Origin of the sequence: Haloarcula sp. Atlit-47R, from assembly GCF_003665985.1 — an archaeon.
Lineage (GTDB): Archaea > Halobacteriota > Halobacteria > Halobacteriales > Haloarculaceae > Haloarcula > Haloarcula taiwanensis.
Genome location: NZ_QPLQ01000004.1, coordinates 60989 through 75777 on the forward strand (window position 1 = coordinate 60989; position 14789 = coordinate 75777).

At 62.7% G+C, this 14789-nt stretch carries 14 protein-coding genes and 1 tRNA gene; 6 read left to right on the plus strand and 9 right to left on the minus strand.

Features of this window, described 5'->3' with window-relative positions; genetic code table 11:
- Positions 1–175: 175 nt before the first annotated feature.
- The 5 genes from DVK00_RS15090 to DVK00_RS15110 form a co-directional block, all read right to left on the minus strand.
- The gene (locus tag DVK00_RS15090; RefSeq protein ID WP_004961528.1) at positions 176–1210 is read right to left on the minus strand and encodes a phosphate uptake regulator PhoU; all 1035 of its coding nucleotides are present in this window, start codon (positions 1208–1210) and stop codon (positions 176–178) included.
- 98 nt (positions 1211–1308) lie between these two features.
- Positions 1309–2379 (minus strand): ATP-NAD kinase family protein, encoded by a 1071-nt coding sequence (locus DVK00_RS15095; protein WP_121512336.1) that lies wholly within the window; start codon positions 2377–2379, stop codon positions 1309–1311.
- A gap of 196 nt (positions 2380–2575) precedes the next feature.
- Positions 2576–3271: a molybdopterin-binding protein gene (locus DVK00_RS15100; RefSeq protein WP_121577955.1), complete on the minus strand. Its 696-nt coding sequence runs from the start codon at positions 3269–3271 to the stop codon at positions 2576–2578.
- A gap of 74 nt (positions 3272–3345) precedes the next feature.
- Positions 3346–3420 (minus strand) — tRNA-Glu (locus DVK00_RS15105).
- A 140-nt stretch (positions 3421–3560) separates the two neighbouring features.
- Entirely contained in the window at positions 3561–4775 is a 1215-nt protein-coding gene (locus DVK00_RS15110; RefSeq protein WP_101350015.1) for a hypothetical protein, read from the minus strand.
- 318 nt (positions 4776–5093) lie between these two features.
- Between DVK00_RS15110 and DVK00_RS15115 the strand changes: the two genes are divergently transcribed.
- The 4 genes from DVK00_RS15115 to DVK00_RS15130 are packed head-to-tail and all read left to right on the plus strand — an operon-like array spanning position 5094 to position 9064.
- Complete coding sequence (locus tag DVK00_RS15115; protein ID WP_121577956.1) at positions 5094–6209, plus strand: branched-chain amino acid ABC transporter permease; 1116 nt, start codon at positions 5094–5096, stop codon at positions 6207–6209.
- Positions 6206–7489: a branched-chain amino acid ABC transporter permease gene (locus DVK00_RS15120; RefSeq protein WP_101350017.1), complete on the plus strand. Its 1284-nt coding sequence runs from the start codon at positions 6206–6208 to the stop codon at positions 7487–7489. Before DVK00_RS15115 ends, DVK00_RS15120 begins: the two co-directional genes overlap by 4 nt.
- Complete coding sequence (locus DVK00_RS15125) at positions 7482–8312, plus strand: ABC transporter ATP-binding protein (RefSeq protein WP_101350018.1); 831 nt, start codon at positions 7482–7484, stop codon at positions 8310–8312. Before DVK00_RS15120 ends, DVK00_RS15125 begins: the two co-directional genes overlap by 8 nt.
- A complete protein-coding gene (locus DVK00_RS15130) occupies positions 8309–9064 on the plus strand; it encodes an ABC transporter ATP-binding protein (protein ID WP_121512332.1) in 756 nt (251 codons plus the stop codon). Before DVK00_RS15125 ends, DVK00_RS15130 begins: the two co-directional genes overlap by 4 nt.
- Positions 9065–9091: 27 nt before the next feature.
- Here DVK00_RS15130 and DVK00_RS15135 read toward each other — a convergent pair whose 3' ends face one another.
- The 3 genes from DVK00_RS15135 to DVK00_RS15145 form a co-directional block, all read right to left on the minus strand.
- Positions 9092–10468, minus strand: a complete 1377-nt coding sequence (locus DVK00_RS15135; protein WP_101350020.1) for an ABC transporter substrate-binding protein — start codon at positions 10466–10468, stop codon at positions 9092–9094.
- Positions 10469–10655: 187 nt separating this feature from the next.
- Entirely contained in the window at positions 10656–11267 is a 612-nt protein-coding gene (gene sod / locus DVK00_RS15140) for a superoxide dismutase (RefSeq protein ID WP_053968142.1), read from the minus strand.
- Positions 11268–11449: 182 nt separating this feature from the next.
- On the minus strand, positions 11450–12847 hold the full coding sequence (locus DVK00_RS15145) for a deoxyribodipyrimidine photo-lyase (protein ID WP_121512331.1): 1398 nt from the start codon (positions 12845–12847) through the stop codon (positions 11450–11452).
- 43 nt (positions 12848–12890) lie between these two features.
- Between DVK00_RS15145 and DVK00_RS15150 the strand changes: the two genes are divergently transcribed.
- Together DVK00_RS15150 and DVK00_RS15155 are read left to right on the plus strand one after the other, a co-directional pair.
- Positions 12891–13748 (plus strand): enoyl-CoA hydratase/isomerase family protein, encoded by an 858-nt coding sequence (locus tag DVK00_RS15150; protein ID WP_101350022.1) that lies wholly within the window; start codon positions 12891–12893, stop codon positions 13746–13748.
- Between the two features lie 148 nt (positions 13749–13896).
- On the plus strand, positions 13897–14415 hold the full coding sequence (locus tag DVK00_RS15155; protein ID WP_101350023.1) for an Lrp/AsnC family transcriptional regulator: 519 nt from the start codon (positions 13897–13899) through the stop codon (positions 14413–14415).
- Between the two features lie 58 nt (positions 14416–14473).
- Here DVK00_RS15155 and DVK00_RS15160 read toward each other — a convergent pair whose 3' ends face one another.
- Complete coding sequence (locus tag DVK00_RS15160; protein WP_004517945.1) at positions 14474–14755, minus strand: UPF0058 family protein; 282 nt, start codon at positions 14753–14755, stop codon at positions 14474–14476.
- Positions 14756–14789: the final 34 nt, after the last annotated feature.

Here is a 14789-nt window from a genome sequence, read left to right on the forward strand (position 1 = left end):
GACGCCGCTGCACCTCGCGTTCGACACCTACAACCCCAAGCCGTACCCCTACACGATTACGAAGGTCGGCTACACCATCCGGATGAACGACGTGACCGTCGGAGAGGGCGCTCCGTCGTCGAGACAGACACGGCACGGCCAGCGGAAGGAAAAAACCGGACCGGTTCGGCGTCGCTTACTCGATGGTCGTGTGCTCGGACTCCTCGTTGAGCGCGAGGTTCGTCGCGATTTCGGCGCTCCGGACTGCGAACTCGGCGGTCTGCTGGAGGCTGACGAGCACTTCACGCACTTCCAGCAGCGCCTCGTTGTCCATCTCCGGCAGGTCGTCCAGAATCTCGTGTTCCTTGTCGCCGATGTCCTTGTACAGCTCCCGGACCTGAATCGCGGTGTCGTAGTTGCGGTCGACGGCTGCCTGCACCGCCAGCTCGGTGATGTCGTTGACCTGGTCGGTGAACTCGCGGATGCGCCGCATCGTCGAACTGTCGACGTTGAGCGAGTGGTCCTCGGTCTCGAGGGCGATTTCGGCGATGTCCTCGGCGTTGTCGGCGGTCAGTTCGAGGTTCTTCGCAATCGAGCGGTAGCCGATGAGCGGGAAGCCGTCGTTGAGGCCGATGGCCCGCGCGAGATTCGGGTTCTGGTAGGCCGTGAAGATGAGGCGAAGCAGGAGGACGAATATCTTGTTGGCCTGTCGCTCGCGGTTGAGCGCTCGCTGCGCGAGATCGGGGTTGCCGTGTGCGAGAGATTTTACTGCCTCGTTTCGCATCGTCGAGCCGGTGGACTCCAGCCGTTCGAGGAGGTTGTTGAGCGTGAAGTCCTCCGGGTCGACGGAACAGCGGATGGCGATTCGGTCGGGCGTCTCCTCGATGACACCAAGCCCCATCAGCTGGGTTTCGGCGTTGTAAACGGCGTTGATGTGAGAGGATTCCAGCGTCTCGCCCTCTGGGGCTTCGACGTGGATGACGCGCCGGCCGAGCACGTACTGGGCGACGATAGCCCGCTCGACAGACGCTGCATCGAGATTCTCCGCGTGGATGATAGCCTCCGACTCCTCGGTCTGGACGGACTCGGGCATGACTGTCAGCGTGCCTTTGCCGCCCATCCGTAGCGACACCTCGTCACCTTTTTCGACGTCGTGCGCACTGGCCCACTCCGCAGGCAGCGTCATCGCGAGCGTCGACGGCCCCAGTCGCTGGACTTTCCGTGTTTCCATATGTCCTTTGTGGGGCGTGAGATACCTTAATCTTGACTATACATGATAAAATACCGCGGGCGATATATCATGGCCTGCCGCCCTCGACTGTGGAAGCGTCAGACGACTTCGACAAGTCTCCGCTCGTGACGCCCGACGCGGACCCGCAGCCAGCCGCGCAGTTCCTCGTCTAATTCCGAGTCGCCAGTGTCGACACGGAGCGTGCCGATGCCGTCCAGCTTCCGCCGCGAAGCGACCACTTCGAGGTCACACTGCCTGATGACCGCCGGCGACAACTGTTGGTTCCCCCGGCCGAACACGAACCCCTGCCCGCCGATGGGCGAGACAACGATGATATTCCGGTCGCCGAGAGCATCGAGAATGTCCGATTCGGCAGCGTCGCGGACGAGTACCTCTCCGTCGCGCCACACATCGACACCAAGGGTCGTCCCGTCGAATCCGATTTCACCTTTGATAGCGCCGACAGTGCTCCCCGGACCAAGAATGTACGTGACGCCTGGTTCGACGGCGTCGGCGACGCTCTCTGCGAGGGACCCGACGCTCCCGCCGCCCAGCTGCTTGGCCGACTGGCGCTGGTCGGCGACGGGGACCGTGGCGACCGCCCGCAGTTCCGTGACGACCTCCCCGCCCCTGAAGGCGTCCTCGTCGATGTCGTTGACCTCCGCACGCTCCGTCTCAGAGAAGCGGGCGACGATGCGGCCGGCCGCCCGCGGCGACACGCCGAACACGGAGGAGTACACCTTGACGCCCGCCGGCACCCCGAGAATCGGGATCGTCGCGCCCAGTTCGTCGAGGGTCATCGCCACGTCCACGGCCGTGCCATCGCCGCCGACGAACAGAATCACGTCCGCGTCAGCCTCGACGAAGGCCCGGACCGCCGCCCGCGTGTCCTCGCTCGTCGTCTCGTCGGCGGTTGCCGGAGCGCCGACAACAGTCGGGTCGAATCCTACCTCGCGAGCGATATCCGCACCCATCGGGTCACCGTACGTGAGCAGTTCCACATCCGCCCCAACCTGGGCGAGCGATTCCAGCGCGATCCGTGCCCGGTCCGGTGCGCGTTGCTCCGCACCACGGCGGCGCGCCTCGTCGACTTTCCCGTCAGTGCCCTTGAGGCCGACGCGGCCGCCCATGCCAGCGATGGGGTTGACCACGACACCGATTCGTCGCATTCGCCGTCACTACGCGACCCTGCGGCAAAAGCGGCCCGGGAGCGTGCCTTTCAAGCCACCCCACGCAGAACGCACAGCTATGTCAGTCGTACTCCAGAGTGGCGTCCAGACAGGAATCATCAACGCGTCCGGCGCAGTCATCACGCTCGGTGGCCTGCTGCTTACGTTTCTCTGGCTGAACCATCTCTACCGGTAGTCACTCCGCCGTTGGTGAGTCGACGCGCTCGCTGAACCACGCCGCTGCCTCCTCGACTAGCTTCTCCTCTGTCCCCTCGAACCGGACGGTCACGTGGTCGCCCGGATAGCTACCGACCTTGACCGGGAACTGCTCCTGTACCTCCGCGAGTCGGTCGAGCAGCGCGCTCTCGGGCTCATCGGCGTCGACGGTGCGCACGTACCGCTGCTCGCCGGTGAACTCGTCGGCGACCTCCTCGAACATCCGCTTCATCTCGGCCGGCACGCCCGGCAAGACGTAACAGCTCTCGACGACACAGCCGGGTGCGACGCCCTCGTGATTGGACAAGACACGGGACCCCTCCGGCACCTCGCCGGTCCCATCGGTCAGGTCGTCGCGCGTATACCCGCCGTGTTCCTCCAGCCACGCGATGGCGTCCTCGCTCTCGACGACCTCCCGGCCGAACGCCGCGGCGACGGCCTCGATGGTTTTGTCGTCGTGCGTCGGTCCGAGGCCGCCGGTGACGATGACGGCATCGAACTCCGCGTGGTACTCGTTGACCACGCGGGCGATGTCCGCGACCTCGTCGGGGACGACCGTCGTCCGTCCGACAGTGACGCCCCGCTCCGCGAGCTGTTTTCCCAGCCACGCGGCGTTCGTGTTGACCGTCTCGCCACTGAGCAGTTCGTCTCCGACCGTGACTACCGCGACGCGCATACCGCCTGCTTGGACTGGGGGACACAAATACTGTCGGTCACAGCACTTAGCGGTTTCAGTGAATCGGAGAGAAATGCTCCGTCAGGGATTTGAACCCTAGTCATCACCGTGAGAGGGTGATATGATTGGCCGGACTACACCAACGGAGCGTACACAACTTCGTAGCGAGGAGATACGTATAATCATTGCGTTTCAGCCCCGCCCTGTGCTGGTTTATCATACTGGTCGCTGTAACTATTACCAGCTCTCTGCGGTAGCGAAATGTCACACGGACGCACAGCCGGACGTATCACTCATCGTCAAACGGTGATCCAGCGGCGTCGGGTTCCTGACCGGCGAGGCTGATTATGTTCTCGCGGCCGACCCTGAGCTTCGAGATATCGCCGTCGTCTTCCATGTCAGAGAGGAGCATGCTCACTTTCGACTTCGACCAGTCGGTGCTGTCGACGATATCCACCTGCTTCATTCGGCCGCCGTTCTCCTCCAGCAGCTTGCGGACGCGGTCGCTGTCGGTGAGTAACTCCTCGTCAGGGACCGCCGGTTCGTCGGGCGTATCGGTGTCCGCTGTTGCATCGCCCGGCGGAGCCGACGACGGCTGCTCCGTGGCCGCAGCGGCTGACGGTGTCGAAGCGGGCGGTTCGTCGTCGTCGGTTCCCAGCACCTGTCCCAGCGCGCCGGACCGCCACGCGGCCGCACCGCCGGCGACGAGGGCGATAAAGATGACGACAGCCGGGAGCATCCACGATGGCCCGCCACTGGACCCGTCAGGGGCGTCGGCAGCCGCCGTGGTACCGCGCTCCGTCTCGGTATTCTGCCCGGTCTCGCGCGGTTCCAGTTCCACGTAGGGCCGGCGGTCGTTGAACGACTGCTCGCCGTTCCACGTGACACTCGCGCTGTTTTCGAGCGAGTCAGGGGCGCTCTGTGAGTCCGGGTCCGGCTGGACATCGACGAACGTCAGTTCGGGGCCGCGCTCAAAGACGAACGACTGACTCGACCCGATGTAGAACCCGCCGTCGAATACGTCGCTGACAACCACTGCATCGCCCTCGACGACCGCGAAATTATGCCAGCGGAACGACATCTTCACCGTCCCAGTGTTCTGGAGCGGGTCGACCGTTGCCGACCGGTCGTAGTCGGTCGCACTCATGTTCCGGCCGGTCACGTTCGTCCCGTACTGCGTCAGCAGCGTCGACTGCCTGACGAAGTTCTGGTATAATGGCTGCTCTGACTGCTCGAACTCCGCGGCGAACTCCTCGAACTGCTGTTGCTCGGACTCGTTCGTGAGCGGGGTCCTGTGGAGGATAGCCCACTCCGCGGACCCGTTCTGATACAGCGTGACCTGGAACGTCGTCCGGTCGAACCTGTCTGGCGTCTGGACGCCGACGCTCTCGTCGGTCGGCTGTGCCACCGCCAGCGGCGCGGCACCGCTTCCCAGCAAGAGAACCAGCACGAGACTGGCGACGACCAGGCGTACCATCTGTCGTATATCATCGATGGACCGCATAAAAGCGCTGTGAATAGCACTGTTCTCAGTCAGTATCGGGCCGGTGTCCGGTGATTTCTCGATACGAGTACAACGAAGGTGCTGGTGACCGAAACCGGTGTCGCGCGCCGTGCGGGCGCTCGATCTCACAGCCCTCACCGGGTTCGAAGTAGATTCAATCGGCACTCCGTCCCGTGGTATCGGTTGTCTCTCGTCTAACACGTGACCATGGGAGGGGGCGATTCCTGTTTTGACACCGGTGTCTTGGCTTCTACACCGGTATTTCGCATAAATTTCCGGTGGGTTATTTAGAGAGGAGGGTCCAACGAACGGTAACCTATGGGAATTGCTGAGTTCGCAAGAGACGGCCGCGTAGTGGTGGGCGATCGGCCGGGCGCAGCAGTGGTAGCCGCTGTAAGTGGCTTCCTCTTGCTGGATTTAGTTGCAAAGCTCGCTGGGACAACCGTGTTCTTCCTCGGAACCAAGTTGCTGGGTGGCTCCCTCACTGTGGGCTCGTTGCTCTCGATGGTGGTGGACGGGCTGCTCGTCGGACTAGCGGTTGGACTCGCCGGAATCGGCCTGTCGATGACATACAGCATCCTCGACTTCGCTAACTTCGCACATGGGGACACGGTGACTGTCGGGGCGTTCCTGGGATGGGTCGCCGCGTATATCACCGCTGGCCTCGGGACCGGAGCCCCGATTTCAGAGCTGTTTATGCTTAACTCGGGACGGCAGTTGAGCACCGTTTCGACGTTCGGTCCGGTGCTTCTGGGTCTCGTCATCGCCGGCGTCGGGTCCATCGGTATCGTGTTACTTATCGACCGCCTCACCTATCGCCCCATGCGCGACACGGACAACATCTCGTTGTTGATTGCGTCAATCGGCGTCGCGCTCGCGCTGCGCTATCTCATCGCGTTCGTCTTCGGCACGCAGACCAGTGGGGTCGCAAGCGGCGGGCTTCGGGTGACCGCTTTCTCGATGGTCTCGGTGACCGACAACGAAATCACTCTGCTGGTAGTGTCGGTCCTGCTGATGCTCGGCGTCCACCTTCTGCTACAGCGGACGAAACTGGGCAAAGCAATGCGGGCGATGGCTGACAACGAGGATCTCGCACGCGTGACCGGGATTCCGACTGAACGCGTGATCCGGCTCACCTGGATTCTCGGTGGCGGCCTGGCGGGCATCGGCGGCTACCTCCTTGTTCTGGAAAGCGGCACCATCGCGTTCAATTTCGGTTGGATACTGCTGTTGCTCATCTTTGCCGCCGTTATCGTCGGCGGTATCGGCTCGATATACGGGGCGATGGCCGGCGGCGTCCTCATCGGGTTGGTTGACAGTCTGGCCCTGATCTGGTTGCCATCTGGGCTGACCCGGGCTTCCGCGTTTCTGGTGCTCATCGTCGTCTTGCTGTTGCGCCCGTCCGGCATCTTCGGGGGGGTGTCGACAGCATGAGTACTGTTGATACTGTTCGAGACCGTCTGGACGCACTCCCAGACGTAGGGCTAGTTCTCGGCTTCATCGCCAGTATCTGGGCCGTCATGCTCGTGCTGGCAATCGCTGTCGGCGGTGCGAACTGGACGAACCTCGCCGCCGGCTTCGTCGGCAGCGTGACCGTCCTTATCGGTGGCTATGCCATCCTCGCGCTGGCGCTGAATCTCCAGTGGGGATACACCGGCCTGTTCAATATCGGCATCGCGGGGTTCATGGCCGTCGGCGCGTACACGACGGCGGTGCTCACCGCGCCAACTGACCCGGCTGCCGGGGCGGTCCCGGGCTTCGGCCTCCCGCTGTGGTTCGGCCTCATCGGCGGCATGGTGATGGCCGCTATCGTCGGCGGCCTCGCAGCGCTACCGGCGCTTCGACTGAAAGCAGACTACCTCGCCATCGTGACGGTTGCGTTCTCCGAGATCATCCGGCTTATCGTCAACTGGAACGGCCTCGCCGAGGTCTCGCTGTTCGGGGTGCCGTTCGGAACCGGCGGCGCGACTGGTATCTCGTTCAAGTCCGCGAACGAGGTGGCGTCGACGCTTATCAACGGCGTCGGGCAGCCACTCGTTACCGCTGCGGAGGGTGTCGGCGTCTCCGGGCCGAACCTGGCGAACCTCACGTACGGAATACTCCTCTTGCTGGTCGTGGCCGCGAGCTACTGGGTGCTCGCTCGAATCACCAATTCGCCGTTCGGCCGCGTGCTGAAAGCGATCCGCGAGGACGAGACCGTGACCCAGTCACTGGGCAAGGACACCCGGCTGTTCAAAATCAAGACGTTCATGATCGGCTGTGCGCTGATGGGGCTGGCCGGCGTCCTGTTCCGCGGACAGGCGGGCTACGTCAGCCCGCAGCAGTTCAGACCGACGATTACGTTCTACGTGTTCGCGGCGCTCATCATCGGCGGCTCCGGCTCCAACACCGGGAGTATCATCGGCGCAGCGACGTTCTCCGGGCTGCTGTTCTACCTGCCCGCCCGACTGGGCGAGAACGTCACTCTTGGCGGCACTCGCGCACCCGGCAACATCATCGACGCAGTCGCCGGGCTCGGGTCGCTGGATCCACTTCCTCTCCTCGCATACACCATTAGCAACGTCAGTACGCTCCGGTTCGTTCTCATCGGCGTCGTGCTGATATACATCATTCAGAACCAGCCAGAGGGGCTGCTTGGCCACCGGAACGAACCCGCAACGAGCGTGCGCCTCGATAGATCGCAGTCAGGGTCAGGAGGTGAGGCAGATGAGTGAACCTGATGCTGCACCGCGACAGGAGACCGCCGTCACGAGCGACGCGATCGAGTCGCCACTGCTGGAAGTCGACGGCCTCCGCAAGGAGTTCGGTGGCGTCGTCGCGGTCGACGGGGCGACGTTCTCCGTCGCAGAGGGGTCGCTCACTGGCCTCATCGGGCCGAACGGGGCCGGCAAGTCGACGACGTTCAACTGCATCACGGGCATCCACGAGCCGACTGGCGGTCGGGTTACCTTTGACGGCCAGAATATCACCGGGCTCGCGCCGTACACGCTCGCAAACCGCGGGCTAGTCCGGACGTTCCAGATCGCCCGCGAACTGTCCGACATGACCGTCATAGAGAACGTAATGCTCGCGCCGGGCGGGCAGGTCGGTGAATCGGTCATCCGGTCGGTGACGCCGGGGCTTCGCGGCGACGTGATCGCGGACGAGACCGCCGTTCGCGACCGCGCGTGGGAGACGCTGGAGTTCTTCGAGATCGATCACCTCGCACACGAGAACGCCGGCAATCTGTCGGGCGGCCAGCGAAAACTGCTTGAGATGGCGCGGGTCCTGATGACCGACCCCGAGATGATCCTGCTGGACGAACCGCTCGCCGGCGTCAATCCGACGCTCGAAGAGAAGTTGCTGGAGCGGATCCACGAACTCCGCCGAGAGCAGGGCCTGACCTTCCTGCTGGTCGAACACGACATGGATGTCATTATGAACAACTGCGAACACATCATCGTCATGCACCAGGGGAGCGTCCTCGCCGAAGGGGACGCCGAGACCATCAAGTCGGACGAGCGGGTACTCGAGGCGTATCTGGGAGGTGACGTATGAGCCAGCGTGCAACGGAGTCCGAGACTGTCACGCTCCCTAACCCAGCCGAGCGACTTCTCGCCATCCGGGACCTCGATGCGGGCTACGGCGACCTGCAGGTCCTGAGTGACGTCCACATGGACGTTGCGGACGGCGAGTACGTCGTCATCGTCGGCCCGAACGGGGCCGGCAAGTCGACGGTGATGAAGTCCGTCTTCGGCCTGACGACGTACATGGGCGGGGATGTCATCTTCGACGGGACCGATATCAGTCAGCGAAATCCCGACGAAATCATTTACGAGGGAATCAGCTACGTCCCCCAGACCGGCAACGTGTTCGGCTCACTGAGTGTCCGCGAGAACCTCGAGATGGGCGCGTACATCCTCGACGAGGTGCCGGAAGGCCGGATCGAGGACGTGTACGAGCGGTTCCCGATTCTCCGGGAGCGGTCCGACCAGTCGGCCGGGACGCTGTCGGGCGGCCAACAGCAGATGCTCGCCATGGGCCGGGCGCTGATGCTCGACCCCGACCTGCTGTTGCTCGACGAGCCGTCCGCCGGGCTCGCTCCCGACCTCGTTGACGATATGTTCGACCGCATCGACCGCATCAATGACGACGGCACGGCTATTCTGATGGTCGAGCAAAACGCAAAAGAGGCACTTCGGCGGTGTGATCGGGGTTACGTGCTCGTACAGGGGCAGAACCGCTACGAAGACGACGGAACGGTTCTCCTCAACGACGAGCAGGTTCGACAGGACTTCCTTGGCGGATAAATAAAAACGGTCGGCGCTGCGGCCCCGTTACTGGTTCATCGCACTGTTGATCTCAGACGTGTAGGACGACTGTTGTTGCTCGAAGCCGACCTGATTGACGATGGTTCCGCCCTCCGCTTCGAACGCGCCGGCAAACGCCTCCTGCAACGCCTGCCCGTAGCTGTTGTTCACGTACAGCGTCGATGCAGTCTCGGCACCGAGTTCGTCCACGCCGACTTGCGCCAGGACCTGCCCCTGCAGGGCGTCGCTGGGTGGGGTACGGAACATGTAGTCGTTGTCTTCGAGGTCGGTAATCGTCGGCGACGTGGACGCCGGCGAACAGCCGACGACGCCGCTGTCGATGAGCACGTTCCTGGCGACCTGTATCGACGTTTCGGAGCTGGCCGCACCGGTGATAGACGGATAGCCCGCACTGACCAGTGAGTTGGCCGCGTCGATGCCCGCCTGCGCCTGCGTCTGGGTGTCACCGACCTGATAGTCGAACTCGAAGTCGACCTCGCCTTCGAGTTGCAGGGCCGGAAGTATCGCGCCGTCGCGGATTGGCCTTCCGAGCGGCCCGAGATCGCCGGTCTCGGGCATCAGCACACCGAACCGGATCGTCCGTCCGGAGTCGCTCCCGGAGCCGTTTGGTTCCGGCTGCGGGATGTCGTCGCCAGCGTTGAAGTCGACGGTGCTGAGCGATTCGATGCCACCGCCGTCCTGGAAGCCAAAGACCTGATACTGCGCGGAGGCCATGTCCCCGTTTTCGTCGAAATTGACTGCACTCGACGCCCCCTCGTACTGGATGTTCTCGCCCGCGGCGGCCGCTTCGACGGCCGCTGGCAGTTCGGAGGGACCGTACGTGTCACCCCCGGGGTTGGCGACGACGCGCATGTGATTCCGGACGGCTTGTCCGTCGTTTTCGCCGGCCAGCACGTTCGCGAGAATCTGAACTGCCGTCGCGTCGTAGGCCTGTGAGGTGAACACGCCGGCCTCGTCGTAATCGAATTCGGAGGTGAACAGGTCGGTGAACGTATCGACGCCGGGACCGGCCGCCGACGGGGCCGTGCCACGGGCGTTCGACATATCGTTGCCGACGTTGCTCGGCAGCTCCCCGTCCTGCAGTCCGTCGGTGACGAGGATATCGGCGGCGTCGTCGCCATAGTCGGCATAGAAGTCCTTGAACAGTTGGACACCACTCTGGGGGTAGCCGACGACCATCAGCACGTCCGGAGACTCCGGACCGCTGTCGCCACCGGACTCGGTCCCGGTTCCGGTCATTCCGCCATCACCCCCGTCCCCGCCGTCTCCGCCATCTCCGCCGGTCTGTTCAGTCGAACAGCCTGCTAATCCGCCGAGCAGACCGACAGTGCTTATCGCCCCGGTTCGCTTCAGGAATGCTCGCCGATTGGTATCGCGAGACATACCACTTACCAGTGATGCACATCTTATAAAACTATATCCTCCCGTAACCCTGCTGTTCCGTAGTCTGCTACGAGCGCATCGATATTTTTTGTTGCCGTCGTTAGATATTAACGTTGAACTACTCGCTATCGGTTCAGATAGCGCTCAGAGGACCAGCACCGCTGCAAAAAACGTCGATGGTCGTCCCTTACTCGAAGTGACTGACCGACTTCTCGTACTCTTCAGCAGCCTTGTCCCAGTCGACGACCTCGAAGAAGGCGTCGATGAAGTCACCGCGGGCGGGACCGTAGTCGTAGTAATAGGAGTGCTCCCAGACGTCGAGCGCGAGGATGGGATGGGAGCCCCAGAGTGCGCCCTGGTCGTGCTTGTCGACCGGCACGTTGCGCAGTTGCTTGGCAACGGGGTCGTACACGAGCAGCGCCCAGCCGCCGGCGGCAGATGCGGCGGCTTCGAACTCGCCTTTCCAGCCTTCGTAAGAGCCGAAGTCCTCCTCGATGCGGTCACGGAGGGCACCCTCCGGCTCACCGCCGCCGTTGGGGTCCATGTTCTCCCAGAACAGCGTGTGGAGATAGTGCCCACAGCCGTTGTGGGTGACGTTGCCCATCGCAGCAGCGCTCGAGCCGAAGTCACCGGACTCGCGGTTCTCGGCGAGCGTCTCCTCGGCCGATTCGAGGCCGTTTACGTACCCCTGGTGGTGGGTGTCGTGGTGCCAGGTGAGCACCTGCTCGGAGATGTGTGGCTCCAGTGCGTCGTAGTCGTACGGGAGCGGTGGCAGTTCGGGATTTGAGTGTTCGGACATATGAAAACGCCTCCATCAATATCTGTCGCGCGGCTGCCTGTTAAACGTTTAGGAGCCATTTGGTAGCACTAGACAAGGACAGCGAGACAGAGCGGTGACGGCCCGTGGCAGAGACGCTATCGAGCGCCTTCGTTTCGCGTGTAAGCGCCCGGGAGAGTTCAGCAAAGCAGAACGAAGCCGCCCTAGTCGTCTCCTCTGGCCTGCTCGAACATCGCGAGGGCTTGCTCGCGTCGCTCACTGTGGTCGACAACTGGGTCCGGGTACTCCGGCGCAGCGTTGCGCCGTTGTGTGAGCGAGCACTCGTTCCAGTCGTGGATAACTTCTGGCGCAGCGTCCCGTAACTCCGGGACGTACTCCTTGATGTACTCGGCGCTCGGGTCGTAGTCTTCACCCTGTGTCATCGGATTGAAGATGCGGAAGTAGGGCTGTGCGTCGGTCCCCGTTGAGGCTGCCCACTGCCAGCCGCCGTTGTCGTTGGCCGTGTCGTGGTCGACCAGTTTCTCCCGGAACCACTCGTAGCCGTGCCGCCAGTCGATGAGTAGGTCCTTGGTGAGGAAGGAGGCGACGATCATCCGGACGCGGTTGTGCATGTAGGCTTCCTCCCGGAGCTGTCGCATTCCGGCGTCGACGATGGGATAGCCCGTCTCGCCGTCTTTCCAGGCCTGCAACAGCTCTTCGTCGTTTTCCCACTCTATTGGATTCTCGTAGGACTTGTAGTTCGAACTGACGACGTGGGGATGGGCAAACAGTACTTGCGTGTAAAACTCTCGCCAGGCCAGCTGGGACTGGAACTCACGGACGGACTCGCGACGGTCGCCGCCGGTCCCCTCCTTGGCGTCCTGCGTGCGGTCGTACACCTCGCGAATACCGATGGTACCGAACTTCAGATGAGCCGAGAGCCGGGACGTGCACTCGTCAGCCGGGAAGTCCCGGCGCTCCTCGTACTCGTAGACGTTCTCGTTGAGGAAGTCATTGAGCAGGGCGCGCGCTTCATCGGTTCCCGCCGCTGGCACGTCCGCTTCCGGTTCCTCGAAGCCGAGGTCGGCCAGTGTCGGGAGCGTATCGCCGTCGACGTCGGCCAGTTCGTCGGCTGACGGCGGCTCATAGGGAGCCGCCTTCTCGCGGTCGTGCCATTTCCGGCCAAAGTAGGTGAAGACGCTGTAGGGGTCGCCGTCGTTCGTCGTAATCTCACCGGGTTCGTGCAACACGGCGTTCTGGACGGCCTCGCGGGCCACGTCCGCATCGTCGAGGGCTTGCCGGACGGCCGCGTCACGTTCCCGTGCGAGCCCGGAGTAATCCTTGCCCCAGGTGACTTTTTCGGCGCCGTACTCGGCTGCCAGCTCTGGCAAAACGGAGGTGGGGTCGCCCTCAGCTACAATCAGGTCACTGCCGCGGTCGCGGTACCACTCGCGCAAACTGTCGAGCGCGTCCAGCATGAACACGACCCGTGGTGGGCCAGCGTGGTCGAGCACGGCCCTGTCGAAGACGAACACCGGGACAACCCGGTCGGACGGTGTCGCCGCGGCGAGGCCAGCATTGTCCGTCGGCCGGAGGTCACGGCGATGCCAGTGGAGACGCATACGTAATACACGGACCAGCCCGGCCAAAAGGTACTGCCCAACGATGTTGGTCTGGCAGGCGCTGACGGACACCACTGTTATCTTGCCGCCGGTCGAGGGCCAACGTATGGAAGACGCGACCGTGACGCTGTCTGTTGACGACGGAATCGCCACAGTAACGCTGAACCAGCCGGAGTCGCGGAACGCCCTGTCGGCAGAGTTGGCCGACGCACTCACCGCGCAGTTCGAAGCAGTGATGGACAGCGACGCCCGGTGTGTCGTACTGGAGGGTGCGGGACCGGCGTTTTGCGCTGGCGGAGATATCAATGCGATGTTACAGGGCGTGAAACACGACCGACCGCCGGCCACGCAGGTCGAACTGGTGGTTTCGTCGCTCCACGAAGCGATTCGGACCGTCCATAGCTGTCCGCTCCCAGTCGTCGCAAAAATCGACGGCCCCGCCTTCGGTGCCGGCGCAGGACTCGCGCTGGCCTGTGATATACAGATCGCAAGCACTGCCGGCCAGATCGGCTTTGGCTTCCGGCAGGTCGGACTGGCGTGTGACTCCGGCGTCTCCTATTTCCTTCCACGTATCGTCGGCCCGAACAAGGCCAAAGACCTCCTGTTTACCGGCGAACTACTGGATGCTGCGGCGGCCGAGGAACTCGGGCTGTTTACCCGGGTGTTCGACGCAGAGACGTTCGAGTCGGAGTTTTCGGCGCTTGTCGCGGATATCGCCGCTGGACCGACGGTCGCACTCGGGCACGCCAAGCGGCTGGTCAACCGAAGCCTGGACAGTTCGCTGGAACAGGCACTCGAAAACGAAGCCACCGCGCAGGGTGTCGCGTTCACGACTGCCGATCACGAGGAAGGGACGACCGCGTTCGTCGAGAAACGCGACCCGGAGTTCGAGGGCCAGTAAGTTGATTACTGTGACCGACGCAACCACTGAGTCAGCAATCGGTAGTCAGCAGACAGATAATGTCTACGAGCTTTCCAACGCAGATTCGACCGAGCACACGTACCGTGACTGAGCGCGTCTGTCCCTCCGCCGGGACGGGAGTTCTGACATGACCGACAACCCCCCGGACTGGGAGTTCAGCGAGCGGGATATGTACATTCTGCGAGAGCTCTCGGCGGACCCCCAGCGGTCGTCCCGCGAGCTTGCGGACCTGCTGGAGTCCGAGTACGACATCGACGTGTCTCACGTAACGGTCAGCGAATCGATCCGAGAGATGCGTGACGCGGACGTTTTCCGGGAGACCATCGTCCCGAACGAGGAACTGTTCAATTTCGCACTGTTCGAGTTCAAGTTCAATCCCGAGCATTTCGCCGACTCCTGGCACGACGCGATGGTGTCCATCCGGGACGACCGGCACACGCTCTTTTACTTCCTCTCCGACGGTGAATATCAGTGGAAGTCAGTGATGATGTTCCCGAGCCGAACGGCCGAATCCCGCTGGATACACGACTTCTATAAGGAACACGGCGACGTGATCCAGAACGTCCGGAACTCGGTCGTTCACAATGTCCTGAAGTTCAAAACAGACCCGGAGGTGTTCACAGAACTCAACGGTGAACGGTCGTAGCCAACGGGAGAGACGGATCGAAATAAAGACGAGAGAATCCGACGCAGGGCCAGCCTGCTTACAGTTTCCGCTCGGCGTCCTCGGCCAGTTCCTTCATCCGCTTGCTGACACGGCCCGCGTCAGAAAATTCGTCTTCGCTCATCGCCGTCGCCAGCGAGTTTCCGAGCACGAACACGGCGTGTTTGTGTTCGCTCTTCGATTTGTGCACGTCGGAGGGACGCACGTCGAGTTCCTGGTAGGCGTCGAACAGGTCGGGGTCAACCGAGTCCATGTCGTCGCGGAAGTACTCCATAATCGTCACCATCTGCTCGTGTAGCTCGAGAAGCTCGTCTTTGTGCATAGCTACAGTATGCGGTGGCATGTGCATAAGAATT

Excerpts from the sequence above, each read along its gene's own strand:
- DVK00_RS15090 (WP_004961528.1), bottom strand. The coding sequence starts at position 1,210 with ATGGAAACACGGAAAGTCCAGCGACTGGGGCCGTCGACGCTCGCGATG.
- DVK00_RS15095 (WP_121512336.1), bottom strand. The coding sequence starts at position 2,379 with ATGCGACGAATCGGTGTCGTGGTCAACCCCATCGCTGGCATGGGCGGC.
- DVK00_RS15100 (WP_121577955.1), bottom strand. The coding sequence starts at position 3,271 with ATGCGCGTCGCGGTAGTCACGGTCGGAGACGAACTGCTCAGTGGCGAG.
- DVK00_RS15110 (WP_101350015.1), bottom strand. The coding sequence starts at position 4,775 with ATGCGGTCCATCGATGATATACGACAGATGGTACGCCTGGTCGTCGCC.
- DVK00_RS15115 (WP_121577956.1), top strand. The coding sequence starts at position 5,094 with ATGGGAATTGCTGAGTTCGCAAGAGACGGCCGCGTAGTGGTGGGCGAT.
- DVK00_RS15120 (WP_101350017.1), top strand. The coding sequence starts at position 6,206 with ATGAGTACTGTTGATACTGTTCGAGACCGTCTGGACGCACTCCCAGAC.
- DVK00_RS15125 (WP_101350018.1), top strand. The coding sequence starts at position 7,482 with ATGAGTGAACCTGATGCTGCACCGCGACAGGAGACCGCCGTCACGAGC.
- DVK00_RS15130 (WP_121512332.1), top strand. The coding sequence starts at position 8,309 with ATGAGCCAGCGTGCAACGGAGTCCGAGACTGTCACGCTCCCTAACCCA.
- DVK00_RS15135 (WP_101350020.1), bottom strand. The coding sequence starts at position 10,468 with ATGTCTCGCGATACCAATCGGCGAGCATTCCTGAAGCGAACCGGGGCG.
- sod (WP_053968142.1), bottom strand. The coding sequence starts at position 11,267 with ATGTCCGAACACTCAAATCCCGAACTGCCACCGCTCCCGTACGACTAC.
- DVK00_RS15145 (WP_121512331.1), bottom strand. The coding sequence starts at position 12,847 with ATGCGTCTCCACTGGCATCGCCGTGACCTCCGGCCGACGGACAATGCT.
- DVK00_RS15150 (WP_101350022.1), top strand. The coding sequence starts at position 12,891 with ATGTTGGTCTGGCAGGCGCTGACGGACACCACTGTTATCTTGCCGCCG.
- DVK00_RS15155 (WP_101350023.1), top strand. The coding sequence starts at position 13,897 with ATGACCGACAACCCCCCGGACTGGGAGTTCAGCGAGCGGGATATGTAC.
- DVK00_RS15160 (WP_004517945.1), bottom strand. The coding sequence starts at position 14,755 with ATGCACAAAGACGAGCTTCTCGAGCTACACGAGCAGATGGTGACGATT.